Origin of the sequence: Plantibacter sp. RU18 (assembly GCF_050613355.1) — a bacterium.
Taxonomy (GTDB): Bacteria; Actinomycetota; Actinomycetes; order Actinomycetales; family Microbacteriaceae; genus Plantibacter.
On sequence record NZ_CP159618.1, the window covers coordinates 2082296 to 2108320 of the forward strand.

Below are 26025 nucleotides of genomic sequence, written 5' to 3' on the forward strand. Positions count from 1 at the left end.
AGGAATCCCATGCCGAAGCAGAAGACCCACTCCGGGGCCAAGAAGCGATTCAAGGTCACCGGCAGCGGCAAGCTGATGAAGCAGCAGGCCGGTATGCGACACAACCTGGAGAGCAAGTCCAGCCGTCGTACCCGTCGCCTGAACCAGGACCAGGTGCTGGCGCCCGCCGACGCCAAGGTCATGAAGAAGCTGCTCGGTCGCTAGACCGTTTACCCGTAAGGAACTAGGAACATGGCAAGAGTCAAAAGGGCGGTCAACGCTCACAAGAAGCGTCGCGTCATTCTCGAGCGCGCCGCGGGTTACCGCGGTCAGCGTTCGCGTCTGTACCGGAAGGCCAAGGAGCAGGTCACTCACTCCCTCGTCTACTCGTACCGTGACCGTCGTGCGCGCAAGGGTGACTTCCGTCGCCTCTGGATCCAGCGCATCAACGCGGCTTCGCGTGCCAACGGCATGACGTACAACCGCTTCATCCAGGGCCTCGGCCTCGCCGGCATCGAGGTCGACCGTCGTATGCTCGCCGAGCTCGCCGTGCACGAGCCCGCCACGTTCGCGGCCCTCGTGAAGTCGGCCAAGGCTGCTCTCCCGGCCGACACCTCCGCACCGAAGGTCTCCGCGTAAGCCGACCGCTCCGTGCGTCGGATTCCGACGTGTTCGAACGGCCCGATCCCTCCAAGGATCGGGCCGTTTCGTCTGTCGGGGCCGCCCGGCCATAGGATGGGTCCGTGCTTGACAATCCGCGGTCACCGCGTGTCCGATCCGTCGCCAAACTCGCCAAACGCCCGGCGAGGCAGGAGACAGGCCTGTTCCTCCTCGAAGGACCTCAGGCGGTTTCCGAGGCCCTCCAGTTCCGGCCCGACCTCATCCTCGAGTTGTACGCGACGCCGACGGCGCTCGAGCGCTACGGTGACGTCGCGGCGGCTGCCGCAGATGCAGGCCTCGACGTCGAGTTCGTGACCGAGCAGGTCTTGGAATCGATGGCCGACACCGTCACGCCGCAAGGCTTCATCGCTGTCGCGCAGCAGTTCCCGACGTCTATCAAGGACATCTTCGCGGGGGACCCCAAGCTCGTCGTCATCCTCGAAGAGGTCCGCGACCCCGGCAACCTCGGCACGATCATCCGTGCAGCCGATGCTGCAGGCGCTGACGCCGTGGTGCTGAGTGGTCGCACGGTCGACCTCTACAATCCGAAGGTCGTCCGGTCCACGACCGGTTCGTTGTTCCACCTGCCCGTTGCGGTGGGAGTCGAGTTGCCCGCGGTGCTGGAACGTGCTCGCGGCGCCGGCCTGCAGGTGCTGGCTGCCGACATCAAGGGCGACGACCTGCTGGCCGCCCGAGCCGAGGGTGTCCTTGCGCAGCCGACCGCGTGGGTGTTCGGCAACGAGGCCCGTGGTCTGGAGGATGCCCACCTCGAGATCGTCGACCGCGCACTTACGGTGCCGATCTATGGTCGCGCAGAGAGCATGAACCTCGCGACGGCCGCTTCGGTGTGCCTGTTCGAAAGCGCGTTCGCGCAGCACGCCTGAGTGTTTCCGGCGCGGGGCGTCAAGGTTACGAAACGGTAACCGTAGCGTTCCCGTCATGCGCGTGAAACACGGCGTCGCCTAGTTTGGGTACATGGAGCCAACAGCGTCCCCGAACGCCGAACCATCGAACCCGATTTCCGACGGCCAGCCCGCAGGATCCGCAGGCGCGTTCGAGACCACGAGCAATCCGATCCAGGCCGGAACGGGGGAGCCGCTGGTCGTCGTCGAGAACGTCGAGAAGCACTACGGCGACTTCCACGCATTGAAGAACATCAACCTCACCGTCAACAAGGGAGAGGTCGTCGTCGTGATCGGGCCGTCCGGCTCCGGGAAGTCGACGCTGTGTCGCACCATCAACCGCCTCGAGACGATCACGTCCGGCGAGATCCGGATCGACGGCAAGAAGCTCCCCGAGGAGGGAAAGCAGCTCGCTGAACTCCGTGCCGATGTCGGCATGGTCTTCCAATCGTTCAACCTCTTTGCACACAAGACCATCCGCGAGAACGTGACCCTCGGTCCCATCAAGGTCCGTAAGCAGAAGAAGACGGACGCGGACAAAGCAGCGGCCGTCCTCCTCGAGCGGGTCGGCATCGGCGTGCAGGCGGACAAGTTGCCCGCGCAGCTCTCCGGCGGACAGCAGCAGCGCGTCGCGATCGCCCGTGCCCTCGCGATGAAGCCGAAGGTGATGCTGTTCGACGAGCCGACTTCCGCGCTCGACCCCGAGATGATCAACGAGGTGTTGGACGTCATGGTCCAGCTCGCGAGCGAGGGCATGACGATGGTCGTCGTCACGCACGAGATGGGGTTCGCCCGGAAGGCTGCCGACCGTGTGGTCTTCATGGCCGACGGCGAGATCCTCGAAGACACCGACCCCGAGTCGTTCTTCACCAATCCGCAGTCCGAGCGCGCGAAGGACTTCCTCTCGAAGCTCCTCACCCACTGACCCACGGACTCACTGACCCCGGATCGCGCGACCCGCGCGGCGGCCCGGCACTGACCAACCGATCGGCCCGTCCCGGGCACCAAGGAAGGAAGGAAAACATGCGCAAGAGGCTCATGTTCATCACCGCGGGAGTCGCTGCGGCAGCGCTCGCGCTCAGCGGGTGCAGCGGCGGCGACGCCGGCACCGGATCGACCGAGGGGGCGGCCGACAGCGGCGCGCTCTTCGAGGTCGCCACAGATGTCACGCTCGAGGGCAGCCCCACCTACGACGCGATGGTGAAGGCCGACAAGGTCCGCATCGGTGTCAAGGAGGACCAGCCGGGTCTCGGCTACCTGGACGCGGCCACCGGCGAACGCTCCGGCTTCGACATCGAGGTCGCGACATGGATCGCGGCGTCGCTCGGTTTCGATGCCGACAAGATCGAGTTCAAGGCGATCCCGAGCGCGAACCGCGAGTCGGCCATCGTGAACGGCGACATCGACTACTACGTCGGTACCTACTCGATCACGGACAAGCGCAAGGAGCAGATCGACTTCGCCGGTCCGTACTTCGAGACCGGTCAGGGCCTGCTCGTCGCTGCCGACAACGACGAGATCAAGGGCGAGGACGACCTCGCGGGCAAGACCGTGTGTTCCGCGACCGGTTCAACGCCGATCCAGAACATCAAGGACAACTTCCCCGACACCAAGACGGAGGAGTTCGACACCTACTCACAGTGTGTCGATGCGCTGAAGGACGGGAAGGTCGATGCAGTCACGACCGACCAGGCAATCCTGATCGGCTACGCCGCGCTCGAGCCGGACGTCCTCAAGGTCGTCGGCGAACCGTTCAGCACTGAGCTGTACGGCATCGGTCTGCCGAAGGGCGACGATGCGCTGCGCCACTTCATCAACACGATGTTCACGGACGGTGGCGACACCTGGACCGCGATCTACGACGCGACCCTGGGCCTCTCCGGCACCAAGGTGTCGCAGCCGGCGGTCGACGACTACTAAGCAGCGCCCCGGGCGGCCGCGCACCTGCGGCCGTCCGGGGGAGCTGTCCCGTCGACCCAGCCAAGGCGTCAGCCTCGGTACCCCCGCTCCGGAAAGGCGCGCTCGGCATGAACGTCCTGCTCGACAACCTCGATCTCTTCGTGATCGGCTTCCGCAACACTCTGCTCCTGTTCGTGGTGTCGGGCTTCTTCGCGCTGATCCTCGGCACCATCGTCGGCGCCATGCGGGTCTCGCCCGTGCCGGCCATGCGCGTGTTCGGCACCCTGTACGTCAACACGGTCCGCAACACGCCACTGACACTCATCCTCTTCTTCTTCGCGTTCGGGTATCCGAAACTCGGTCTTCCCGAGGTCAGCTACACGACCCTCGCCATCATCGGCCTCAGTCTCTACACGGCGACCTATATCGCGGAGGTGCTGCGTTCCGGGGTGAACACCGTACCCATCGGTCAGGCCGAGGCGGCCCGTGCGATCGGGCTCCCGTTCGGTCAGACGATGACGCTCGTCATCCTGCCTCAGGCGTTCCGAGCCGTGCTCCCGCCCCTCTTCAGCGTCCTCATCGCCCTCCTGAAGAACACCACCGTCGCCGCCGGCTTCTCGGTGGCGGAGGCCGGCGCCATTCGCGCGAACCTCTCGGAGCGTGGTGAGCCGCTCCTCATCGGTCTGCTCTGGGTGGCGTTGATCTTCGTCGCCCTGGTGTCCTTGCTGTCCCTCGCCCAACGGGCCTTCGAGAAGAAGTGGAGGATCGCGCGATGAGCTCCGTCCTGTTCGACACCCCGGGCCCGAAGGCCATCGTCCGATACCGCTGGATCGGTGCGGCCACCATCCTGATCGTCGCTGCCGCGCTCGCGTTCATCGTCTTCCGCTTCATCGAGACCGGGCAGTTCACCGAGTCCAAGTGGAAGCTGTACACGTTCCCGCGCGTCTGGGAGCAGATCCTGCAAGCGACCGGCGCGACGCTCTCCGCGTTTGCGGTCGCGGCGGCGTGCAGCATCATCCTCGGACTACTGCTCGCCATCGGACGTCTCTCCGATCACCGGATCATCAGCGTGCCGGTCACGATCTTCATCGAGTTCTTCCGTGCCGTGCCGGTGCTCATCCTCATGATGCTCATGTACTACGGCCTACCGCCTCTCGGCCTGACGTTCGTGACCCCGTTCGTCTCGGTCGTCGTCGCGCTGACGCTCTACAACGGTGCGGTGTTCTCGGAGATCTTCAGGGCCGGCATCGAGTCGCTGCCGAAGGGCCAGGGTGAGGCTGCATACGCGATCGGTCTCCGGAAGTCCGGCGTCATGCGATTGATCCTCTTCCCGCAGGCGATCCGTGCGATGCTGCCCGTCATCATCGCGCAGCTCGTCGTCGCGCTGAAGGACACCGCGCTCGGCTTCCTGATCACCTACCAGGAGCTCTTGTACCTCGCGAAGCAGTTCGGTTCGCAGGCACTGTACGGCAGCCCCATCATCCCGTCGATCATCGTCATGGGATCGATCTACATCGTGCTCTGCCTGATCCTCTCCGGCGTGGCGAAGATCGTCGAAGTCCGGACGCGCCGTTCACCGCGCTCTCCCAAGGAGGAGGTCGCGCCTGAGGTGACGACGACCCAGCTGCTCGGTGTCCAGTTCGGCGACCAGTCGGGGCGCCAGACGCTCTGACGAGCGGACGCCCTGCGAGAAACACTCCCTCCGGGGCGGCCGAGGGGTCGCCCCGGGTGGCGAGTGCCTGGGTAGACTTGGCTCTCGTGTCCGACGCATCCCCAATCTCCGAATCAGCGGTGAACGCTGCGGTCGAGGCAGCCCTTGCGGCCCTCGCCACAGCCACCGACTCGGCCGCCCTCAAAGCGGTCCGATCAGCCCACGCCGGTGAGGCTTCAGCTCTCGCCGCCCTCAACGGATCGCTCCGCAGCGTGCCGAACGACCAGAAGGCCGCACTCGGCAAGCTGGTCGGTCAGGCTCGTGGCCGAGTCACGCAGGCCATCGCGGCCCGCGAGACGGAGATCGTCGCCGCGGAGACGGAGGCACGTCTCGCGGCTGAGGCCGTCGATGTCACCGCTGTGCCGTTGCGCCGAACCGTCGGCGCGAGGCACCCGCTCACCCTGCTCCAGGACCGTGTGTCCGACATCTTCGTCGGCATGGGGTGGGAGATCGCCGAAGGCCCCGAGGTCGAGAGCGAGTGGTTCAACTTCGACGCGTTGAACTTCGACGCTGACCACCCGGCGCGGGCGATGCAGGACACCTTCTTCGTCGAGCCGCTCGAATCGCACCTCGTGCTGCGCACCCACACTTCGCCAGTGCAGGTGCGGTCGCTGCTCGGACGTGAGCTGCCGGTGTACGTGCTCGCGCCGGGCCGGGTCTACCGGACCGACGAGCTCGACGCGACGCACACGCCGGTCTTCATGCAGTTCGAGGGCCTCGCGGTCGACAAGGGCCTGACGATGGCCCACCTGCGCGGAACGCTCGACCACTTCGTGAAGAGCGTCTTCGGCGATGACGCCAAGGTGCGTCTGCGTCCCAGCTATTTCCCCTTCACCGAGCCGAGCGCCGAGCTCGACTTCTGGCACCCGACCTTCAAGGACGGGCCGCGCTGGATCGAGTGGGGTGGCTGCGGCATGATCAACCCGAACGTGCTGCGTTCGGCCGGCATCGACCCGGACGTCTACTCGGGCTTCGCTTTCGGCATGGGCGTCGAGCGTGGGTTGATGCTGCGCGACGGCGTGCAGGACATGAGAGAGATGGTGGAGGGCGACGTCCGCTTCTCCCAGCAGTTCGGGATGGTGGTGTAGTCGTGCGTGTTCCATTGAGCTGGCTCGGGGAGTTCGTCGAACTCGCCCCGGGGACCACCCCCGACGACGTCCACGCTGCGCTCGTGCGTGTGGGCCTCGAGGAGGAGGACATCCACACCTTCGAGCTGACCGGGCCGATCGTGGTCGGCGAGGTCCTCGAGTTCGTCGAGGAGCCGCAGTCCAACGGCAAGACCATCCGCTGGTGTCAGGTCCGCGTGGCCGAAGGCGACGGAGACGACGCCATCCGCGGCATCGTCTGCGGTGCGGGCAACTTCTTCGTCGGCGACCAGGTCGTCGTCACCCTCCCGGGAGCCGTGCTGCCCGGACCGTTCCCGATCGCCGCACGCAAAACCTACGGGCATGTCTCGGACGGCATGATCGCCTCCGCGCGCGAGCTCGGCCTGGGGGAGGACCACGACGGCATCCTGCGTCTGTCGACGATCGGCGTCGAGGCCCCCGTGGGCACCGACGCGATCGCGCTGCTCGGTCTCGACGACGCGGCGGTCGAGCTGAACGTCACTCCCGACCGCGGGTACGCGTTCTCGATCCGTGGCGTGGCCCGTGAGTACTCCCACGCCACCGGGGCCGTGTTCCGCGATCCTGCGGCGAGCGTTCCCGAGTCGTACACCGGTGCGCTCGAGGGCTTCTCCGTGTCGATCGACGATGCGGCACCGATCCGCGGCCGCGTCGGCTCGAGCGTGTTCGTCACCCGGGTCGTGCGCGATGTCGACCCGACCCGCCCGACGCCGCCGTGGATGGTCTCGCGTCTGAAGCTCGCCGGCATCCGCTCGCTGTCGCTCGTGGTCGACATCACGAACTACGTCATGCTCGAACTCGGGCAGCCGCTGCACGGCTACGACCTCGACAAACTCTCCGGCGGCATCTCGGTCCGCCGCGCGACGCACGGCGAGACCTTCGTGACTCTCGACGGCCAGCGGCGCACGCTCCACGGCGAAGACCTCCTCATCACCGACGACTCGGGTCCCATCGGGCTCGCGGGCGTCATGGGCGGTCTCGACACCGAGATCACCGACACGACCCGCAACGTCCTCATCGAGGCGGCGAACTTCGACCAGGTGTCCATCGCCCGCAGCGCCCGCCGGCACAAGCTGTCGAGCGAGGCCTCCAAGCGCTTCGAACGCGGTGTCGACCCGCAGGTCGCCGTCGCTGCCGCGGGGCGGGTGGCGCAGCTGCTCGTCGACCTCGCGGGCGGCACGGCGGACGCCCTCGGTTCGACCTTCTCCGACGCGCCCGACCGCGAGGCGATCCTGCTCCCGGACGGCTACATCACCGGCCTCGTCGGCGTGGAGTTCGGCGAGGAGGAGACCCGGTCCGCGCTCGCCGAGATCGGCGCGAGCATCTCGGACACGGAGGACGGTCTGCTCGTCACGCCGCCGACCTGGCGCCACGACGTCACCGGCAAGGAGGACCTCGCGGAAGAGGTCGCCCGGATCCTCGGGTACGACCGTATCCCGTCCGTGCTTCCGGTCGCCCCGCCAGGACGCGGCCTCACCCGCTCGCAGCGGCTCCGGCGCGGTGCCTCCGACGCCCTGGCCTACGCCGGGTCGACCGAGGTCCTCTCGTACCCGTTCGTGTCCGCAGCGGACAACGCGCTCTTCGGCGCACCACAGCCTGGCGACGTCCCAGCGGTCAAGCTCGCGAACCCGCTCGACGCGAAGGCGGCGTTCCTGCGCACATCGTTGCTGCCGGGCCTCCTCGGCGTCGCGCACCGCAACGTCTCGCGCGGACTGACGGACCTCTCCATCTTCGAGCTCGGTTCGGTGTTCCGTCCCTCCCGCCACGGTGCGTTCGGCCAGGCCGAGCTGCCCGCGGGTGGGGCTCGTCCGAGTGACGAGCAGCTTGAGGAGCTCGAAGCCGGTGTGCCCGCGCAACCGCAGTACATCAGCTTCCTCGCGGTGGGCAACACCGTCGCCAAGCAGCCCGGTCAGCCGGCCGTCGCCGCGGGCATCGCTGATGCCCTCGAGGCCGTCCAGGCGATCGCCGCAGCCACCGGGGTCGAGATCACAGTGTCGCAAGGCGCTCACCAGGCCCTGCATCCTGGCCGCGCCGCCGCCCTGCGCGTCGGCGACGTCCTCGTCGGCTATGCGGGTGAGTTGCACCCGGCGGTCGCCGAGGAGGCCAACCTGCCGCGCGTCGTCGCGGTCGCAGAGGTCGATCTCGGTGCGCTCATCGCCCTGGGCGACGTGCTGCCGGAGGCCGTCGGCATCGGGACGTTCCCGGCCGCGACGCAGGACCTGTCCCTGCTGGTCCCGTTGACCGTTTCGGCGGGCGATGTCCTGGCAGCTGTCCGCGACGGTGCCGGGGAACTCCTGGAGCAGATCCGCCTGGTCGACGACTACCGCGGACAGGGTGTTCCGGAGGGCGGCAAGAGCCTGACCTTCGCGCTGCGGTTCCGGGCATCGGACCGCACGCTGACAGCGGCTGAGGCGAGTGACGCGAAGCTCGCCGGTGCGGCAGTCGCCGCCGAGCGCTTCGGAGCGGGCATCCGCGACTGACTTGCGCATCGCAGACGGCTGCGGCCCCGAGGATCGATGATCAGCGGGGCCGCAGCCGTCTGTCGTCCGGTCAGTCGCGGAAGGTCTCGATCGACGCTCCCAGCGAGATGAGTCGTTCCTGCAGCTGCTCGTAGCCGCGGGCGATGATGTCGACGTTGCGCAGCTCGCTCGTGCCCTTCGCGGCGAGCATCGCGAGGAGGATGACGACGGCCGGCCGAAGCGCCGGGGGACAGCTGACCTCAGCGCCCGACCAGTGGGTCGGGCCTGAGACGTCGATGCGGTGCGGGTCGCGGAGGCGGACGTTCGCCCCGAGACGGGTGAGGTCCGTGAGGTGGATCGCGCGACCCTCGTAGACCCAGTCGTGGATGAGGGTGTCGCCTTCGGCGCACGCCGCGATGACGGCGAAGAACGGCAGGTTGTCGATGTTCAGCCCGGGGAACGGCATCGGGTGGATCTTGTCGATCGGGGCGTGCAGCTTCGACGGGTGCACGGTCACGTCGACGAGTCTCGTCCGGCCGTTGGCCGCGGCGTACTCGGGGGAGCGGGTGTGGCGCAGCCCCATCTCGCTGAGGGTCGCGAGCTCGATCTCCATGAACTCGATCGGCACGCGCGTGACGGTGATCTCGGAGTCCGTGACGATTCCCGCTGTCAGGAGACTCATCGCCTCCACCGGGTCCTCACTCGGCCAGTAGTCCACGTCCTCGTCGATGACGCTCCGTCCCGTGATCCGAAGCGTCGTGCTGCCGATGCCCTCGATGCGGATGCCGAGGAGTTCGAGGTAGAAGCAGAGGTCCTGGACCATGTAGTTCGGGCTGGCGTTCCGGATGACGGTGACGCCGTCGCGCACGGCGGCGGCCATGATCGCGTTCTCGGTCACGGTGTCGCCTCGCTCGGTGAGCACGACGCTCAATTCGGACGGTACGTCGGGGGAGACGGTCGCCTGGTACCAACCGGCGGTCGCCTCGATCGAGAGCCCGAACGGACGGAGGGCGATGAGGTGCGGTTCGACGGTGCGCGTGCCGAGGTCGCAGCCACCGGCGTACGGCAGCGAGAAGCTGTCATAGCGGCCGAGGAGCGGGCCGAGGAACATCAGCACACTGCGAGTACGTCGGCCGGCGTCCTCGTCGATGCTGTCGAGCGAGAGGTCTGCGGGCACGTGGATCTCGACGTCCTGACCGTCGGCCGACCACACGACGGACACCCCGAGGCTGCGCAGGACGTCGATGATGCGGTCCACCTCGACGATGCGGGCGATGCCGTGGAGGGTCGTGCGGCCGCGGTTCATGAGTGCCGCGCACAGCAGTGCGACGGAGGCGTTCTTGCTCGAGCGCACCGCGATGCTGCCGTGGAGCTTCCGACCGCCCTGTACCCGGAGGTGGGAGTTCTTCTTCTGTTCACCGAAACTGACGATCTCGCTGTCGAGAGCCGTGCTGATGCGGCTGAGGAGGTCGATGCTGATGTTCTGGCTGCCCTGCTCGATGCGGTTGATCGCGCTCTGGCTGGTGCCGACGCGTTCAGCGAGCTGCGCTTGGGTGAGTTTGCGTCCTTGTCGTGCGCCGCGGATGAGTGCGCCGACCTGACGCAGCGGAGCTGCGGGATCTGTTCGTTCGAACGTCGAAGTGTCTACCATGACGTCACTCTATCTCAGATATGAGATAGCGCCTCCCTATGGACGGGCTTCATGCGTCTGAATCGAGTCAGAAACCCGCTCCGTGGTGTCAGCAGGCGGGCTGGCCTTGAAGAACGTGGCATACACCGGGCCGGCCACGAGCCAGATACCTGCGATCATCGCGAGGCGGATCATCATGCTCCACACGACGTCCTCGTTCGCCTGCGCGAAGGACGTCGGTACTGCCCATCCCACCATCGCCTGCATCGCGAGGAGGCCGCCGACCGCGATCGCGACGGCGACGACGACCCGTCGCCACTCGAGCCACGCCGCACGGACGTGCTCGGGGCCGGACTTGGGGCGCTTCACGGGCGCCGGCCCACCCGCGAACCGGTGTGAGAACCAGGCATCGGCCTTGGCGATGAGCGAGTGCCCGAACGCGACCGTGAAGCCGAGGTAGATGGTCGCCAGTGTGTGCGTCAGGTTCGGCTTCTCGCCACCGGCGAGGTCGACGGCGGTCAGGATCAGGAGGAGGAGGTCCACCACCGGTACACCGATGAGCATGATCGTGCTGAGGCATCGCTGCCGCAGGAGGTAGCGGACGGCGAGACCACCGAACAGCAGGATCCAGAATGCGGCTTCTGCGCCGAGGATGGCCCAGATGAGCGGGCTGGTACCGAAGAGTTCCGTGAAGCTGTCCATACTTCGATGATCCAGGAACCGGGGAGCCTGCACATCGACCGAGTCGCTGATCTTCCCGCGGCACCCGTCAGCGGAACTGCGTACACCTCGTCCCCCGTCCGGCGCTCGCGTCGAGCGCCGCGAGCTGGTGAGATGGGGGCATGACTGCACACGACGGCCCGCGCGCGTGGGTAGGACACCACCGTGGTCCACTCGTCACCGCGCTGTGCGCGGCGATCGGGGTCGTCTGCGTACTCATCGGGTTCTCACTCCCATGGAACCTCGAAGCCGTCCGCCCCGGGATCGGCGTGACCCTCGCCTTCCTCGTCGGTGCGCTCATCATCCACCTGTTCCGTCGACGCAGACCGCTGACCATGTTCGCGCTCGGGGTCCTGCTCGCGCTCACCGAGGCCCTGGTCACCGGGTACGGCGGCGTCGGCGTCCTCATCGTGGTGTCGGACCTGGCGTACGCCGCAGCCCTGTACTCGGGCTCGCGCATCGTCGACGCCGTCGCGTTCGCCTGCACGGCGCTCGCCGTCGGTGCCGCCGGGTTCCTCGCCGTCGTCTGGGCGACGGGGAACATCGTCGCGGTCGCCGGCACCGGCGGCGGGTTCATGTTCGGATGGCTCATCACCGTTCCGGTGCTCTTCGCGAGCTCGATCTGGTTCGGCAGACTGGTGCGAAACCCGAGACTCGAGGCGCAGCGCGAACGCGACCGCGCGGACACTGTCGAACGTGCGGCCGCAGCACTCCGTCAGGACGCCGTGACCCGCGAACGACTCGAACTCAGCCGCGAGCTGCACGATGTCATCGCAGGTCACCTGTCGGCGATCGCCATGCAGTCCACCGCCGCGCTCGAGCGCCGGGACTCGGACGACGCCGCACCGCTGCGACGCACGCTCGAACTGGTCCGGGGGAGCAGCCTCGATGCGCTCGCCGACATGCGGACCATGATCGACGTGCTCCGCGGGGACCCCCTCCTCGCAGGCGTCGCGGAAGCCCCGAGCCGGTTGACGGCCGAGGAGATCGGCCGCGCCGTCCAGGTGGCTGAGGCGAACGGACTCCGGGTCGTCCTCCGCGCTCCGACGTCCGACGTGCTCGCCGACGTCCCCGCGCAGGTCTCCGTGGTCGCCCTGCGAACGCTCGTCGAGGGTCTGACCAATGCTGCGAAGCACGCTCCTGCCTCGAGCGTCGAGGTCGACATCGCCGTCACCGGCGGCCATCTGACTGTCGCCGTGGTCAACCCGGTGCAGGAGTCTCCGGCGCCTCCCGCGGTGCCCGGCTCCGGCGGGGTCGGACTGGTGGGACTCGCGGAACGCGCACGATTGGTGGGCGGTCGGCTCGCATCGGGCTCCGACGGCGTCGTCTGGCGGACCTCGTTGCTCGTTCCATCCGAGCCTCCTCGACCAGCAGCCGCAATCGCCCGGACAAGGAGCATCTGATGAGCATCGCCGTGTTGATCGCCGACGACCACGCAGCCGTCCGAGCCGGGCTCCGAGCGCTGCTCGAGGAACCCGCCGACATCGTGGTCGTCGGTGAAGCGGCGGACGGCGAGTCCGTGGTCATCGAGACCGCGCTGCGCCGACCGGACGTCGTGTTGTTGGACGTGCAGATGCCGCGGGCCTCGGGCATCGACGCGATCCCGGCCATCCTCGCGGCGACGTCGCCGTCGCCGGAGATCATCGTCCTCACGACCTTCTCCATCGACCGCTACGTCGACGATGCGCTCGCCGCCGGTGCGAGTGCCTTCCTCGTGAAGACCATCTCCGCCGCGGCGCTCGTGGACGCCATCCGCCGTGTGCACGCCGGCGAGGCGGTCCTCGCGCCGGAGGTCACCCGCCGCGTCCTCGAGCGCCTTGCGGCCTCACGCCCCGCCGTCGTCCGAGCACCGGAGCCGCCGCATCCCGGCCTCGCCTCCTTGACTCCCCGCGAGCTCGACGTGCTCGCCCAGCTCGGTGCCGGTCGCAGCAACGCCGGGATCGCGACGGCGCTCGGCCTGTCGGAGGCGACCGCCAGGACGCACGTGTCGCGGATCCTCCTCAAACTGGACGCGCGCTCTCGCGTCCAGGCCGCGCTCATCGCCGAACGGGCGGGGCTCGGCGCGGATTCGCCAGCATCCTCGTCGCCGTAGTACGCTCTCGACATGGCACGTTTCCAGGCACAGGGTTCTTCGCGGGCGATCACGCTCCGCGCCCTCCGCCGTCCTGTGTCAGCACGCGCTACCGCAGAGCGACGATAGGCGACCCCGATGCAGCACCCTCGACACGACGGTGCAGCTGATCCGGGAGTCGCCGTCTGAAGTCCCTCACGCGTCCACTCAATAAGGTAGAGCCATGTCCTTCTCTGTAGCGGTAGCCGGCGCATCCGGTTACGCAGGAGGCGAGCTGCTGCGGCTGCTCGCCGATCACCCCGAATTCGACATCACGACCGTGACGGCGCACGCCAACGCCGGACAGCCGCTGATCGATCACCAGCCGCACCTGCGTTCGCTGCGTCACCTCGTGCTCGACGCGACGACGCCCGAGGTGCTCGCCGGCCACGACATCGTCTTCCTCGCCCTCCCGCACGGCAAGTCCGGCGAGATGACGGCGGCGCTCCCGCCGGACACACTCGTGGTCGACTGCGGTGCGGACCACCGGCTCGTGGACGAAGCGGACTGGGCCGCGTTCTACGGCGGCGACTACTTCGGAGCCTGGGCGTATGGAGTCCCCGAACTGCAGACCACGACCGGTCGTGGTCGCGACGCACTCGTCGGCGCGAAGCGGATCGCTGCGCCGGGCTGCAACGCGAGCACGGTGGCGCTCTCCCTCGCGCCCGGGATCGCGGCAGGCGTCATCGAGCCACTCGACCTGGTCTCGGTCCTGGCGGTCGGGCCGTCGGGCGCAGGCAAGAGCCTCAAGCTGAACCTGCTGGCGAGCGAGATCCTCGGGTCGGCCAACCCGTACGCGGTGGGCGGGACTCACCGGCACATTCCCGAGATCACGCAGAGTCTCCGCGCGGCGGGCGCCGAGCGTGCCAGCATCTCCTTCACTCCGGTGCTGGTCCCGATGTCGCGGGGCATCCTCGCCACGTCGACAGCGCGCATCGTGCCGGGGACGACGGCCGCCGAGGTACGAGCAGCATGGACCGCCGCCTACAGCGACGAACCGTTCGTGCACCTGCTCCCGGAGGGTGCGCTCCCGCGCACTGCCGACGTGCTCGGCGCGAACACCGCGCTCATCGGGCTCGCGGTCGACGAGGCGGCCGGACGGGTGGTCGTCGTGACCGCCGTCGACAACCTCGTGAAGGGGACTGCCGGGGCGGCGATCCAATCGGCGAACATCGCGCTCGGACTCCCCGAGACGACCGGACTCAGCGTGAATGGAGTGGCACCGTGAGTGTGACAGCAGCAGCAGGATTCCTCGCGGCGGGCGTCGCCTGCGGTCTCAAGTCGTCAGGCGGACTCGATCTCGCGGTGGTCCACAACGTCGGCCCGCTGCAGAACGCGGCCGCAGTGTTCACGAGCAATCGGTGCAAGGCGAACCCCATCCTCTGGAGTGAGCAGGTCATGCAGGACGGCATCGTCTCAGCGATCGTCCTGAACTCCGGTGGTGCGAACTGCTACACCGGTACACGGGGTTTCCAGACGACGCACGCGACCGCCGAGGCCGTCGCCGAACGACTCGAGATCTCCGCGGGCGACGTGCTCGTCTGCTCGACCGGCCTCATCGGCGATCAGCTCGATCTCGACAAGCTGACCGCAGGCGTCTGGGACGCGACACGTTCCGTCGGCGACGACGACGGCGCGAGCGAAGCCGCGGGTTTGTCGGCGGCGACGGCCATCATGACGACCGACACGAAGCCGAAGCAGGCCGTGCAGCGCGTCGCCGAAGGCTGGACCGTCGGCGGCATGGCGAAGGGCGCGGGAATGCTCGCGCCAGGCCTCGCGACGATGCTGGTCGTCATCACGACCGACGCCGTCCTCGAATCCGCCCAGCTCGACGAGGCACTCCGCGCCGCGACCCGGGTCACCTTCGACCGGCTCGATTCGGACGGCTGCATGTCCACCAACGACACTGTGGCGCTGCTGGGCTCAGGGTCGAGCGGCGTCACCCCGGACCTCGCCACGTTCACGGAGGCGCTCACCGAAGTCTGTCGTGACCTGACACTGCAGCTGCAGGCCGATGCCGAGGGCGCGGCGCACGACGTCGCGATCGAGGTCGTCGGTTCCCTCACCGAGGACGACGCCGTCGAGGTGGCCCGTGCCGTCTCACGCAGCAACCTGTTCAAGGCCGCGATCTTCGGGAACGACCCGAACTGGGGTCGGGTGCTCGCAGCGGTCGGGACGACCTCGGCCGCCTTCGACCCCTACGGCATCGACGTCGCCATGAACGGTGTCCAGGTCTGCACGGCCGGAGAGCCCGATCAGCCGCGAGACCTCGTCGACCTGACGCCGCGCGCGGTGCACGTCCTCATCGATCTGCACGCCGGCGACGCCGCCGCCACGATCTGGACCAACGACCTCACGCACGACTACGTGCACGAGAACAGCGCCTACGCGAGCTGATGATGACGGAGTATCGAGACAACTCACCCGAGGAGGCCGCGACGAAGGCCGCGACCCTCATCGAGTCGCTCCCGTGGTTGAAGGCGTTCCGCGATCGGATCATCGTCGTCAAATTCGGCGGCAACGCCATGGTCAGCGAGGAGCTGGCCCAGGCGTTCGCCGAGGACATGGTCTACCTGCGGTACGCCGGCTTGAAGCCCGTCGTCGTCCACGGCGGCGGACCCCAGATCTCCGCGATGCTCGAACGCCTCGACATCCACAGTGAGTTCCGCGGCGGGTACCGGGTGACGACACCCGAGGCCATGAACGTCGTCCGCATGGTGCTGACCGGGCAGGTGAACCCGGAACTCGTCGGTCGGATCAACGAGCACGGTCCGCTCGCGGCAGGCCTGTCCGGGGAGGACGCCGGGCTGTTCGCCGGTCGCCGTCGTTCGATCGTCGTCGACGGTGAGACCGTCGACATCGGGCTCGTCGGCGACGTCGTGAGCGTCGACCCCTCATCTGTGCTGGCATACCTGGAGTCGGGCAACATCCCGGTGGTCTCGTCGATCGCTCCCGACCTCGACCAGCCGGGGCAGACGCTGAACGTGAACGCCGATGCTGCCGCCGCCGCGCTCGCCGTGGCCCTCGGCGCGGAGAAACTCGTCATCCTCACCGATGTCGCGGGGCTGTACAGCGACTGGCCGAACCGTGACTCCCTCGTCTCGCAGATCAGCACCACCGAGCTGCGTACCATGCTGCCGTCGCTCGAATCGGGCATGATCCCGAAGATGACCGCGTGCCTCGACGCCGTCGAGGGCGGTGTCGCGAAGGCGGCGATCATCGACGGACGCGTGCCCCACTCCATCCTGCTCGAAGTGTTCACCCAGAACGGTTCCGGCACCGAGGTCGTCCCGGAGGACTCATGACCGACTGGAAGTCGCGTGTCGAACGCGACATGATGCGCACGTTCAACACTCCGATCGCGATGCTCACCCGCGGCGAGGGGTGTCACGTCTGGGATGCAGACGGCACGCGGTACCTCGACTTCCTGGCGGGGATCGCGGTCAACGCGCTCGGCCACGCACATCCCGCGTTCGTGAATGCCATCACCAGGCAGGCGAACACCCTCGCGCACGTCTCGAACTACTTCTCGTCCCCGCCGCAGTTGGAGCTCGCGGAGCGTCTGGAAGCGGCTGGCGGGCGCCGAGGTGAACGGGCGTGTGTACTTCGCGAACTCCGGGGCCGAGGCCAACGAGGCTGCGTTCAAGCTCGCCCGCTTGAACCGGGGGGATGGTTCGCGCACGAGGGTGATCACCCTCGAGAACTCTTTCCACGGACGGACGCTCGGCGCGCTCGCGCTCACGGGGAAGCCGTCGCTCCAGGAGGGCTTCGGGCCCCTGCCGGGAGGTGTGGAACACATCGCGACGACGATCGAAGCGCTCGAGGCCACCATCGACGAGCGTGTCGCGGCCCTCATCGTGGAGCCCATCAAGGGCGAGGCAGGTGTCGTGGACCTTCCGGAGGGATACCTCCAGCGTGCCCGCGAGCTCACCGAGGCGCACGGTGTCCTCCTCATCATCGACGAGATCCAGACGGGTGCCGGACGCACCGGCGAGTGGTTCGCGTTCCAGCGGTCTGGAATCGTGCCGGACGCCATCACCGTCGCGAAGGGCATCGGTGGGGGTATGCCGATCGGTGCGCTCGTGACCTTCGGTGCGGCATCCGACCTCTTCGGCCCCGGTCACCACGGGAGCACTTTCGGCGGGAACCCGCTCGCCACGGCGACCTCGAACGCCGTCCTCGAGGAGATCGAGCGCGCGGGGCTCGTCGAGAACGCGGCGGTGCGGGGCGAACAGCTGCGTGCGCTGATCAGCGGTCTCGGGTCGCCGCTCATCGAGGAGGTACGCGGGCACGGTCTGCTGATCGGGATCGGCTTGACCGCTCCGGTCGCGGCGGAGCTCTCGAATGCGGCGTTCGAACGCGGCCTCATCATCAACGCGCCCAACGCCACCAGCATCCGCATCGCTCCGCCCCTCATCATCGGCGACGCCGAGATCGAGGAGTTCACCACACTCTTCCGGGCTGCGCTCGACGCCGTCCAGGCCTGACGGCCGCCGACCCCACACGAACAGGACCACTCATGACCCGTCACTTCCTCCGCGACGACGACCTCTCCCCGGCCGAGCAGGCGCAGATCCTCGACCTCGCAACGGAGCTGAAGCGCGATCGTTGGTCGCGCAAGCCGCTCGCAGGCCCGCAGACCGTCGCCGTGATCTTCGACAAGTCCTCGACCCGGACCAGGGTCTCCTTCGCCGTCGGCATCGCCGACCTCGGTGGATCCCCGCTCATCATCTCCACGGCCAACAGCCAGTTGGGCGGCAAGGAGACCGCGGCGGACACGGCTCGCGTCCTGGAACGCCAGGTCGCCGCCATCGTCTGGCGGACCTATGCGCAGTCGGGGCTCGAGGAGATCTCGGCCGGGACCACGGTGCCGGTCGTGAATGCGCTGTCCGACGACTTCCACCCGTGCCAGTTGCTGGCGGACCTCCTCACGATCCGCGAGCACAAGGGCGAGTTGTCCGGCCTCACGATGTCGTTCTTCGGCGACGGCGCGAGCAACATGGCGCACTCGTACCTCCTTGCCGGAGCGACTGCCGGCATGCATGTGCGCGTCGCCGCCCCTGCGGAGTTCTCACCGGCTGCCGCAGTGGTGGCGGACGCTGCCAGGATCGCCGCGACCACGGGGGGTTCCGTGCTCGTCACGACCGACCCCGACGCAGCTGCGGCTGGTGCCGACGTCATGATCACCGACACCTGGGTGTCGATGGGCAAGGAGAGCGAGAAGACCGAACGCGTCGCGATCTTCGGCGCGTACCAGGTCGACCGCCGCCTCATGGGCCTCGCCGCGAGCGACGCCGTGTTCATGCACTGTCTGCCGGCCGATCGCGGTTTCGAGGTCGAGGGCGAGGTCATCGACGGCGAGCAGAGCATCATCTGGGACGAGGCGGAGAACCGTCTGCACGCGCAGAAGGCGTTGCTCGTGTGGTTGCTCGAGCAGCAGCACTCCGCCCCGTCAGCGGCCTGAGCCGCGCCCACCGGCTCCGGCCGATCCATTCCGCCCGGCATCCGTGACCGGGCACCAGCAGCACAGGAGAACATCGTGGCAGATCAGCAGAACCGAGCCGGCGAATCCGGATCCCTCTGGGGTGGACGATTCGCGAGCGGACCGTCGCCGGAACTTGCGCGCCTCAGCAAGTCCACGCAGTTCGACTGGGTGCTCGCGGCGTACGACATCGCAGGCTCCCGGGCGCACGCGAAGGCGCTTGCCTCGGCCGGCTACCTCGACGATGCCGAGCTCGAGGGCATGCTCGGAGCGCTCGACGTCCTCGACGCCGATGTCGCGGACGGCGTGTTCGTCGCTGCGGAGAGCGACGAGGACGTGCACTCGGCTCTGGAACGCGGGCTCGTGGAGCGCGCGGGCAAGGAACTCGGCGGCAAGCTGCGCGCCGGCCGCAGCCGGAACGACCAGATCGCGACCCTCGTGCGGCTCTATCTGATCGACCACGGTCGTGTGATCGCCCGCGAGGTCATCCATCTGATCGACGCGATCGTGTCTCAGGCGGAAGCGCACCCGGAGGCGGCGATGCCCGGTCGCACGCACCTGCAACATGCGCAGCCGGTCCTGCTCGCGCACCAGCTCCTGGCGCACGCGTGGCCGCTCACCCGCGACCTCGAGCGTCTCCGCGACTGGCTCGCGCGGGCGAGCGCGTCGCCGTACGGCTCTGGTGCACTCGCGGGCAGCTCGCTGGGGCTCGACCCGGTCCTCGTCGCGCGCGAACTCGGCCTCGACCGCCCGACGGAGAATTCGATCGACGCGACCGCGAGTCGCGACGTCGTCGCCGAGTTCGCCTTCATCACCTCGCTCATCGGGATCAACCTCTCGCGCTTCGCCGAGGAGATCATCGTCTGGAACACGCGGGAGTTCGGATTCGTCACGCTCGACGACGCGTACTCGACGGGGTCGAGCATCATGCCGCAGAAGAAGAACCCCGACATCGCCGAGCTCGCGCGTGGCAAGTCCGGTCGGCTGATCGGCAACCTCACCGGGCTGCTCGCGACGCTCAAGGCCCTCCCTCTCGCTTACAACCGCGACCTCCAGGAGGACAAGGAACCGGTCTTCGACTCGGTGAACCAGCTCGAGGTGCTCCTCCCAGCCTTCACTGGGATGGTCGCCACGCTCCGTTTCGACACCGCTCGCTTGCGGGAACTGGCGCCGGAGGGTTTCTCGCTCGCAACCGACGTGGCCGAGTGGCTCGTCAAGCAGGGTGTGGCCTTCCGCGATGCACACGAGATCAGCGGTGAGCTGGTCCGGTACTGCGAGGAGCGCGGTCTCGCCCTCCACGAACCGGACGACGGTGCGCTGCAGGGCGTCTCGCCTCACCTCGTTCCCGAGGTCCGCAGCGTGTTGACGGTCGACGGGTCGATCGGGAGCCGTCTCGGTGCCGGCGGGACCGCTCCCGAGCGGGTCCAGGACCAGCTCGTGACCCTGGTCTCACGCGTCGGCGAGCTGTCGCACGCGCTCTCGCTCTAGGACGGTTGCACGCCTTGACATCGCCGGGTGGACTGCGCGAGCTGACGTCCGGTTCGGCGCTCGAGGTCGCTCCGGCGCTCCTCGGCGCGGTGCTGTCGCACACGACGGCGGAGGGGACGGTCTCGGTGCGGCTCACCGAGGTCGAGGCGTACCTCGGTGTGGGAGAGGACCCCGGCTCGCATGCGCACCGCGGCCAGACCCCTCGGACGAGCCCGATGTTCGGTCCGCCGGGCCATCTGTACGCGTATTTCACCTACGGGATGCACGTGTGCATCAACGTCGTGTGTTCACCGGTCGGCACCGCCTCAGCGGTGCTTCTCCGCGCAGGGGAGGTCGTCGCCGGCCAGGAGCTCGCCTCGCTGCGTCGGGGGGAGCGTGTCTCAGCGCGGGATCTCGCGCGCGGGCCGGCACGGCTCACCGTTGCTCTCGGGGTCGCGCTCGCGCAGTCCGGTGACGATCTCGCGGCGGACCCGTTCGAGCTCGTCCTGCCGGAGCGTCGGCTGGCGATGGTCGCGGGACCCCGCACCGGGGTCGGTGGCCCCGGTGGCGGAGCGGCGTACCCCTGGCGGTTCAGTGTGCCGGGGGAGCCGACGGTGTCGCCCTACAAGCGGTCACCGCGAGCTGTGGATTGATCCAGCCGGTGGCCCGCGAGGCGCTGGTCGGCGCCGGGTCAGCCGCGGGCGAGGAGGAGGATCGCGGCGACGCCGGCAGCCCACAGCAGGCTCGCGAGTGATCCGATGATGAAGCGTTCGCGTGCCTCCGCGGAGTCGAGTTCGGTGAATCGACCGACGCCTTTGACGGCGACGATGACGGCTATCGCCTCCGGGTAACCGGCGTACAGCGCGGCGACGAGCGCGAGGCGTTCGAGGACGCCGATGGTCGTCCCTCCGCGGAGGACTTCGATCGGACGGCCGATCACCTGTGGCGAGGCGCCCGAGGGTCGTCGCTCGATCATGATCCCGCCGTGGACGCCCTGCGGGACGGTGCCGTCGGTCGCGAGCGACAGGACGAGGGATGCGACGGGGCCCCCGCCGACCACGGCGAGGAGGAGCACGAACGTTCCGAGGAGCAGGAGCGCGGGGCCGCTCGGCGGGATCGCCGGCTGCAACACGGTCACGAGTGCGGCGACCGCCATGACCGCGGTGAGCATGATCATGAGCCGATTCGCGAGACGGGTGGCGAGCATCCGTCCCAGCAGCAGGAACATGATGGCACTGCCGAGGAAGCCGACGACTGTCGGCCAGGTGGTGGCGGTGGTCGCGAAGATGTTCATCGGTCGTCCTCTTGATCGGGAGTGCTGACTCCGACGGTACCGTCGAGCTCGGACAGCAGCCGGACGATGGCGCCGGTTGCGGCGACTTCCGCTCGGATGCCGGCGGCGGCGACGCGTCTGCTGATCGAACTCTCGGTGAGTCCGAGGCGTTCTGCTGCTTCGGTCTGGGTCGCGCCGGCCGCGAGCAGGTCGGCCACTTCCCAGCCGCCGGCCGTCCGTCGCTCTCGCAGATGCAGGAGCAGCACGACGATCGCCTCGAGGTCGGCGCCGCGCTGCTGATCCGAGGATTCCAGCGCGAAGCGGAGCGCGCTCTTCTTCGCCCGGGTGACGGCGTCCCGCGCGGCGTAGAACGCCTCCCCGGTGGCAGCGCGCGTCGCTTCGGGGAGCGGAAGCCGCACGCCGCCTTGACCGAGGCCGACGCTCCACCCACCGTCGCGGACGAGGTCGAGTGCGATGCCGAGGGCCAGGGCGGCGTCGTCGGTGGCGAGTTGGAACTCGTCCCCGGCCGTGCGGTCTGCGGCGAGGAGGAGCCGTTCGTGGTGTCGACGATTCAGTTCTTCCACGGTCGTCCCCGCTCGATCCGGGTTCGACCGGCTTGCGATCTGGTCGACGGTCAGGACGTACACGCGGCTCCTCTTCGGGTTGCGGCATGCGTTCACAGTACAGGCAACATGCATATATTTCTACAACTTGCTCGACTGTTAGTAATTCCTGCAAGCCGAAGCGGAGTGTCGAACCCCATGACGAGCTGCGCCGAGCGGGTCGCTGATACCCTTGCAGGCGTGTCGAACCTCGCTCTTTCCGCCCAGCACAACGATCCCGCCTTCGCAGATGTCTGGGAGGAACTCGTCTGGCGCGGGCTCGTCCACGTGTCGACGGACGAGCAGGAGTTGCAGGAACTGCTCGCAGGCCCCCCGATCACCTACTACTGCGGCTTCGACCCGACCGCTCCGAGTCTCCACCTCGGCAACCTCGTCCAGCTCCTCGTCATGCGGCGGCTGCAGCTCGCCGGGCACCGACCACTCGGTCTCGTCGGAGGCTCCACTGGTCTCATCGGCGACCCGCGCCCGACCGCGGAGCGCACGCTCAACACACGCGACACGGTCGCCGAGTGGGTCGACTCCCTCCGCGTCCAGATCGAACGCTTCCTGAGCTTCGAGGGCGACAACGCCGCGCGCATGGTGAACAACCTCGATTGGACGGCGCCACTCTCGGCGATCGACTTCCTCCGGGAGATCGGCAAGCACTACCGGGTCGGCACCATGCTCAAGAAGGATGCCGTCAGCGCGCGTCTCAACTCCGACGCCGGCATCAGCTACACCGAATTCAGCTACCAGATCCTGCAGGGCATGGACTACCTCGAGCTCTACCGCACCCACGGGTGCGTCCTGCAGACCGGCGGCAGCGACCAGTGGGGCAACCTCACGAGCGGTACGGACCTCATCCGCCGGGTCGAGCGCCAGACGGTGCACGCCATCGGGACACCGCTCATCACCAACTCCGACGGCACGAAGTTCGGCAAGAGCGAGGGCAACGCCGTCTGGCTCGATGCGAGCATGACGAGCCCGTACGCGTTCTACCAGTTCTGGGTGAACACCGACGACGCCGACGTCGTCGCCCGGCTCAAGGTCTTCACGTTCTTCGAGCGATCGGAGATCGAGCGGCTGGCCGCAGCAACCGAGGCCGAGCCGTTCCGACGCGAAGCGCAGAAGACACTCGCCTATGCCGTCACCTCGCTCGTGCACGGCACCGAGGCGACCGACGCGGCGATCGCCGCTTCTGCAGCGCTGTTCGGGCAGGGCGACCTCGAAGCGCTCGACGCCGAGACCCTGCGTTCTGCGGTGAAGGAGCTCCCGACAAGCCAGGGAACACCGGAGACGACCGTCCTCCAGGCGCTCGTGGACACTGAGCTGTGCTCGAGCCTCGGCGAGGCGCGTCGCGCTGTCGCGCAGGGTGGCGTCTCGGTGAACAACGTGAAGATCGACGACGTGGACGCGACCCTCGACGGACGCTTCCTCGCCGGCGACGTCGCCGTCCTGCGCCGCGGCAAGCGCACACTCGCGGGTGTCGTGCTCGGCGGTGTATCAGCCTGACCACCGGGCGACGGGCCACCGTCGTCGGCCACCGAACCTGAAGGGGACGCTCCGAGTGCAGCTCTGCGAGGCCTGCGGGACCGAGATCGTCGACGCGCGCGACGGCGTGTGTCCGGCGTGCGGTTGCATGATCCCGCTGCACACGAACCCCACGCCGACGCACGCGGACGAAGCCTCCGATGAGTCGACGCCATCGGAGGAGCGTGTGGACGGGCTGCCGACCGACGCCGTCGTCATCTCGCCGGGCGTCGGTGAGATCGATGGCGAGCTCGTCGATCACACCGAGCCGGGAGTGCCCGAACCCACCCTGCCCGATGCGAGCACGGGCGTCTCGGCGTCTGCGGCCGTCGAGGTCTCGGAGGGCGTGGCCACCGGAGCACCACCCGCGCACCAGAGCGATGCTGCTCTGGAGCCGGGTGAGGTCCCGTCTGCAGCGACGGCACCCGCAGCGGCTGCTCCACCGGCAGAAGCACGAACGCCGGTCGGTGCCGCCACGATCGCGTCGCCGCACCTGGCCCGATGGCACCCGGACTCCCTGCAGGCCGCGCGCCGCAGGCGTCCATCGAAGCGGTTGTGGTTCGTGATCGGGGGTGCTGCGCTCGTCCTGATCGCCGCGGTCGTCACCATCGTGCTGCTCGTCACGGCCGCGGTCCCACAGCGCGTCGAAGGACTCGCGCTCCTCCGGGACCTGCCAACGAAACCGGTGATCGGCGAATGGGAGCTCGCGCATCCGCTCGCCGACGAGGTTCCGGCCGGCGACGAACTGTATCTGAACGGCTACACCGCCGGACGGAGCACGGCTCTGCTCGTGTGGTCCACCGACCGTCCACTCGCGTCGGCCGACGTCGACACCGCCCCAGGGGAGACGATGATCTCGCTCGTGAACACGGCGAACGGACACACACTGTGGGATCGTCGCGTCACCGAGTTGTCGAAGGACTTCGACCGGTTCGACACGCCCGTGGTGGTCTCGCCGCCCGACGCCGCAGCGATCGTGGTCAGCCAGGGTGAACTGATGGTGTCGCTGAGTCGACGGGACGGACGGGTGGTGTCGACGTCCGCCGAGCACTCGAGTGTCGAGGGGATCGGGTTCCCCGAGTTCGCGGCACCGGCGGCGTTCGTCCCCGCGCTCGACGGCGAGATGTTGGTCTCGTCGACGACGGACGGTGTCGGGACGATCGGCCGCTACCGCTCGACGGACCTGACCGATCCGGTGTGGCAGGTCACGGGCGACGCGGGGGAGCGAGCCACGACCGCGGGGGACAAGCTCTTCTTCGACGGTTCGGTGTATTCGCTCGACGACGGCTCCAGGATCGACTGGAAGGGTGACCTCTCCTGGTACTACCAGCAGCTCGGTCGCGACCTCGTCGCCATCGACTACTCCGGCAACGACACCACGGTCCGAGGCGTCGACGCCGCCACGGGGGCGGAGCGTTGGAAGGTGACAGGTACCCTGCCTGTCGTCCTCGACGGAAGCGGACTGCTCGTCGTCGCCGACCAGTCGGGCGAACAGGTGCGCCGACTCGATCCCGCTACAGGCGAGGTGGAGTGGCGGGGCGGACTCACCAGCACCTGGGACGGTGCGTACACGGTCGGCGACACGATCATGCTCGGCGACGGCGACGGCGGGTACACCGGGATCAGCGCACGCGACGGTGAGATCCGATACGAGGAACGTGACGCAGCGGGGAGTCTGGTCGGCTACAGCGACCAGACGCTCGTGCTCGCTCTCGACGGTCGACTCGTCGGCATCGACGCCATGACGGGGAAGCGCAGCTGGTCCGTCCCCGCTGTAGGCGACCAGTACGGATTCGCCGCGTGGGGCGGCAGCCCGGTCGCGGTCGCCTCGGTGCTGACGGCCGGTTCCACCGAGCCCGCCGTACTGGGCGTCAGCGACCCATCGGACCGATGAACCGCGTGTTTCCGCACGACACGCCCGGGCTGCAGCCGCGATTTGCCACGTTCCGGCGTCCTGCGTAAAGTAATCACTCGTCACCCCAAAGGTGCGGGAAGCGGAAGAGCTTCCCGGCTTAAGTGGGACTGATACCCAGCCAAAAGTCGAGCATCTCGACGTGAGCAAGACTCACACTTGAGATTGTCTCACTTCAAGACTAGGTTGGAACTTCCCAGCTCTCGGGTCATCGAAGCGGTGAGGATCAGGCGGACTCTGTCCGGCGAGATCAGCTCCTGGTTCGATTTGACAACAACCGAAGAAGTGGTAACTTAGAGAAGTTGCCCTGCAGGGCGGTCGTGATGGCCAAAGGCAGGAGCATCCGATCCTTGAGAACTCAACAGCGTGCACAATGTCAAATGCCAAAAACCTCGTGCTTGTGATGCCTTCCTTTTCGGTTGGTTGATCTTGCAGGAGATTCCTTTGGAATACATTTAAACAAAACAAAGCAAGTCAGTAATGATTTGTTCTGTCAGTTTCAAACTTGCAGCGTTTTCGCCTATTCCGGCGTTGCGTTGCGCGAAATGTGCCGGCCTTTCGGGGT

23 protein-coding genes and 1 pseudogene are annotated in these 26025 nt (G+C 67.9%); 20 read left to right on the top strand and 4 right to left on the bottom strand.

Features of this window, described 5'->3' with window-relative positions; translation table 11 throughout:
- Window positions 1-9 precede the first annotated feature (9 nt).
- The 9 genes from rpmI to pheT all read left to right on the top strand — a co-directional run bounded on the left by rpmI (window position 10) and on the right by pheT (window position 8755).
- On the top strand, window positions 10-204 hold the full coding sequence (gene rpmI / locus ABMA10_RS10035) for a 50S ribosomal protein L35 (RefSeq protein WP_056012069.1): 195 nt from the start codon (window positions 10-12) through the stop codon (window positions 202-204).
- A gap of 27 nt (window positions 205-231) precedes the next feature.
- Window positions 232-618 carry a 50S ribosomal protein L20 gene (gene rplT / locus ABMA10_RS10040; RefSeq protein WP_347868200.1) on the top strand — a complete coding sequence of 129 codons (387 nt, stop codon included), beginning with the start codon at window positions 232-234 and terminating at the stop codon, window positions 616-618.
- A 104-nt stretch (window positions 619-722) separates the two neighbouring features.
- Window positions 723-1523, top strand: a complete 801-nt coding sequence (locus ABMA10_RS10045; protein WP_347868199.1) for a TrmH family RNA methyltransferase — start codon at window positions 723-725, stop codon at window positions 1521-1523.
- 91 nt (window positions 1524-1614) lie between these two features.
- The gene (locus ABMA10_RS10050; protein ID WP_347868198.1) at window positions 1615-2466 is read left to right on the top strand and encodes an amino acid ABC transporter ATP-binding protein; all 852 of its coding nucleotides are present in this window, start codon (window positions 1615-1617) and stop codon (window positions 2464-2466) included.
- 98 nt (window positions 2467-2564) lie between these two features.
- Window positions 2565-3461 (top strand): glutamate ABC transporter substrate-binding protein, encoded by an 897-nt coding sequence (locus ABMA10_RS10055; RefSeq protein ID WP_347868197.1) that lies wholly within the window; start codon window positions 2565-2567, stop codon window positions 3459-3461.
- A 107-nt stretch (window positions 3462-3568) separates the two neighbouring features.
- Entirely contained in the window at window positions 3569-4216 is a 648-nt protein-coding gene (locus ABMA10_RS10060) for an amino acid ABC transporter permease (protein WP_347868196.1), read from the top strand.
- Entirely contained in the window at window positions 4213-5112 is a 900-nt protein-coding gene (locus ABMA10_RS10065; RefSeq protein WP_347868195.1) for an amino acid ABC transporter permease, read from the top strand. The genes ABMA10_RS10060 and ABMA10_RS10065 overlap by 4 nt, the downstream gene beginning before the upstream one ends.
- A gap of 86 nt (window positions 5113-5198) precedes the next feature.
- Window positions 5199-6239: a phenylalanine--tRNA ligase subunit alpha gene (pheS, locus tag ABMA10_RS10070; RefSeq protein ID WP_347868194.1), complete on the top strand. Its 1041-nt coding sequence runs from the start codon at window positions 5199-5201 to the stop codon at window positions 6237-6239.
- A 2-nt stretch (window positions 6240-6241) separates the two neighbouring features.
- Entirely contained in the window at window positions 6242-8755 is a 2514-nt protein-coding gene (gene pheT, locus ABMA10_RS10075) for a phenylalanine--tRNA ligase subunit beta (RefSeq protein WP_347868193.1), read from the top strand.
- Between the two features lie 70 nt (window positions 8756-8825).
- Here pheT and ABMA10_RS10080 read toward each other — a convergent pair whose 3' ends face one another.
- Both ABMA10_RS10080 and ABMA10_RS10085 read right to left on the bottom strand, forming a co-directional pair.
- Entirely contained in the window at window positions 8826-10385 is a 1560-nt protein-coding gene (locus ABMA10_RS10080; protein ID WP_347868192.1) for a helix-turn-helix domain-containing protein, read from the bottom strand.
- A gap of 36 nt (window positions 10386-10421) precedes the next feature.
- Entirely contained in the window at window positions 10422-11066 is a 645-nt protein-coding gene (locus ABMA10_RS10085; protein ID WP_347868191.1) for a hypothetical protein, read from the bottom strand.
- A gap of 140 nt (window positions 11067-11206) precedes the next feature.
- Between ABMA10_RS10085 and ABMA10_RS10090 the strand changes: the two genes are divergently transcribed.
- The 9 genes and pseudogenes from ABMA10_RS10090 (at window position 11207) to ABMA10_RS10130 (ending at window position 20796) form a co-directional block, all read left to right on the top strand.
- Entirely contained in the window at window positions 11207-12487 is a 1281-nt protein-coding gene (locus tag ABMA10_RS10090) for a sensor histidine kinase (RefSeq protein WP_431031468.1), read from the top strand.
- Entirely contained in the window at window positions 12487-13176 is a 690-nt protein-coding gene (locus ABMA10_RS10095; protein ID WP_347868189.1) for a response regulator transcription factor, read from the top strand. Before ABMA10_RS10090 ends, ABMA10_RS10095 begins: the two co-directional genes overlap by 1 nt.
- A 202-nt stretch (window positions 13177-13378) precedes the next feature.
- Window positions 13379-14422, top strand: coding sequence for an N-acetyl-gamma-glutamyl-phosphate reductase (gene argC / locus ABMA10_RS10100; protein WP_347868188.1), 1044 nt, complete (start codon window positions 13379-13381; stop codon window positions 14420-14422).
- Window positions 14419-15591 carry a bifunctional glutamate N-acetyltransferase/amino-acid acetyltransferase ArgJ gene (argJ, locus tag ABMA10_RS10105; protein ID WP_347868187.1) on the top strand — a complete coding sequence of 391 codons (1173 nt, stop codon included), beginning with the start codon at window positions 14419-14421 and terminating at the stop codon, window positions 15589-15591. Before argC ends, argJ begins: the two co-directional genes overlap by 4 nt.
- Entirely contained in the window at window positions 15591-16499 is a 909-nt protein-coding gene (gene argB, locus ABMA10_RS10110) for an acetylglutamate kinase (RefSeq protein ID WP_431031469.1), read from the top strand. The genes argJ and argB overlap by 1 nt, the downstream gene beginning before the upstream one ends.
- A pseudogene (locus ABMA10_RS10115) lies at window positions 16496-17681 on the top strand (acetylornithine transaminase). The gene argB and the pseudogene ABMA10_RS10115 overlap by 4 nt, the downstream one beginning before the upstream one ends.
- Window positions 17682-17713: 32 nt before the next feature.
- On the top strand, window positions 17714-18658 hold the full coding sequence (argF, locus tag ABMA10_RS10120; RefSeq protein WP_347868184.1) for an ornithine carbamoyltransferase: 945 nt from the start codon (window positions 17714-17716) through the stop codon (window positions 18656-18658).
- A 75-nt stretch (window positions 18659-18733) separates the two neighbouring features.
- Window positions 18734-20164: an argininosuccinate lyase gene (argH, locus tag ABMA10_RS10125; protein ID WP_347868183.1), complete on the top strand. Its 1431-nt coding sequence runs from the start codon at window positions 18734-18736 to the stop codon at window positions 20162-20164.
- Between the two features lie 5 nt (window positions 20165-20169).
- On the top strand, window positions 20170-20796 hold the full coding sequence (locus ABMA10_RS10130; protein WP_414693655.1) for a DNA-3-methyladenine glycosylase: 627 nt from the start codon (window positions 20170-20172) through the stop codon (window positions 20794-20796).
- A gap of 38 nt (window positions 20797-20834) precedes the next feature.
- Here the strand turns inward: ABMA10_RS10130 and ABMA10_RS10135 are convergent, their stop codons facing one another.
- Complete coding sequence (locus ABMA10_RS10135; protein WP_347868182.1) at window positions 20835-21437, bottom strand: hypothetical protein; 603 nt, start codon at window positions 21435-21437, stop codon at window positions 20835-20837.
- Complete coding sequence (locus tag ABMA10_RS10140) at window positions 21434-22063, bottom strand: DNA-binding protein (protein ID WP_431031470.1); 630 nt, start codon at window positions 22061-22063, stop codon at window positions 21434-21436. The genes ABMA10_RS10135 and ABMA10_RS10140 overlap by 4 nt, the downstream gene beginning before the upstream one ends.
- Before the next feature lie 114 nt (window positions 22064-22177).
- On the opposite strand from ABMA10_RS10140, the gene tyrS reads away from it, so the two are divergent.
- Both tyrS and ABMA10_RS10150 read left to right on the top strand, forming a co-directional pair.
- The gene (gene tyrS / locus ABMA10_RS10145) at window positions 22178-23530 is read left to right on the top strand and encodes a tyrosine--tRNA ligase (RefSeq protein ID WP_347868180.1); all 1353 of its coding nucleotides are present in this window, start codon (window positions 22178-22180) and stop codon (window positions 23528-23530) included.
- A gap of 127 nt (window positions 23531-23657) precedes the next feature.
- Window positions 23658-25442: a PQQ-binding-like beta-propeller repeat protein gene (locus ABMA10_RS10150; RefSeq protein ID WP_347868179.1), complete on the top strand. Its 1785-nt coding sequence runs from the start codon at window positions 23658-23660 to the stop codon at window positions 25440-25442.
- Window positions 25443-26025 lie beyond the last annotated feature (583 nt).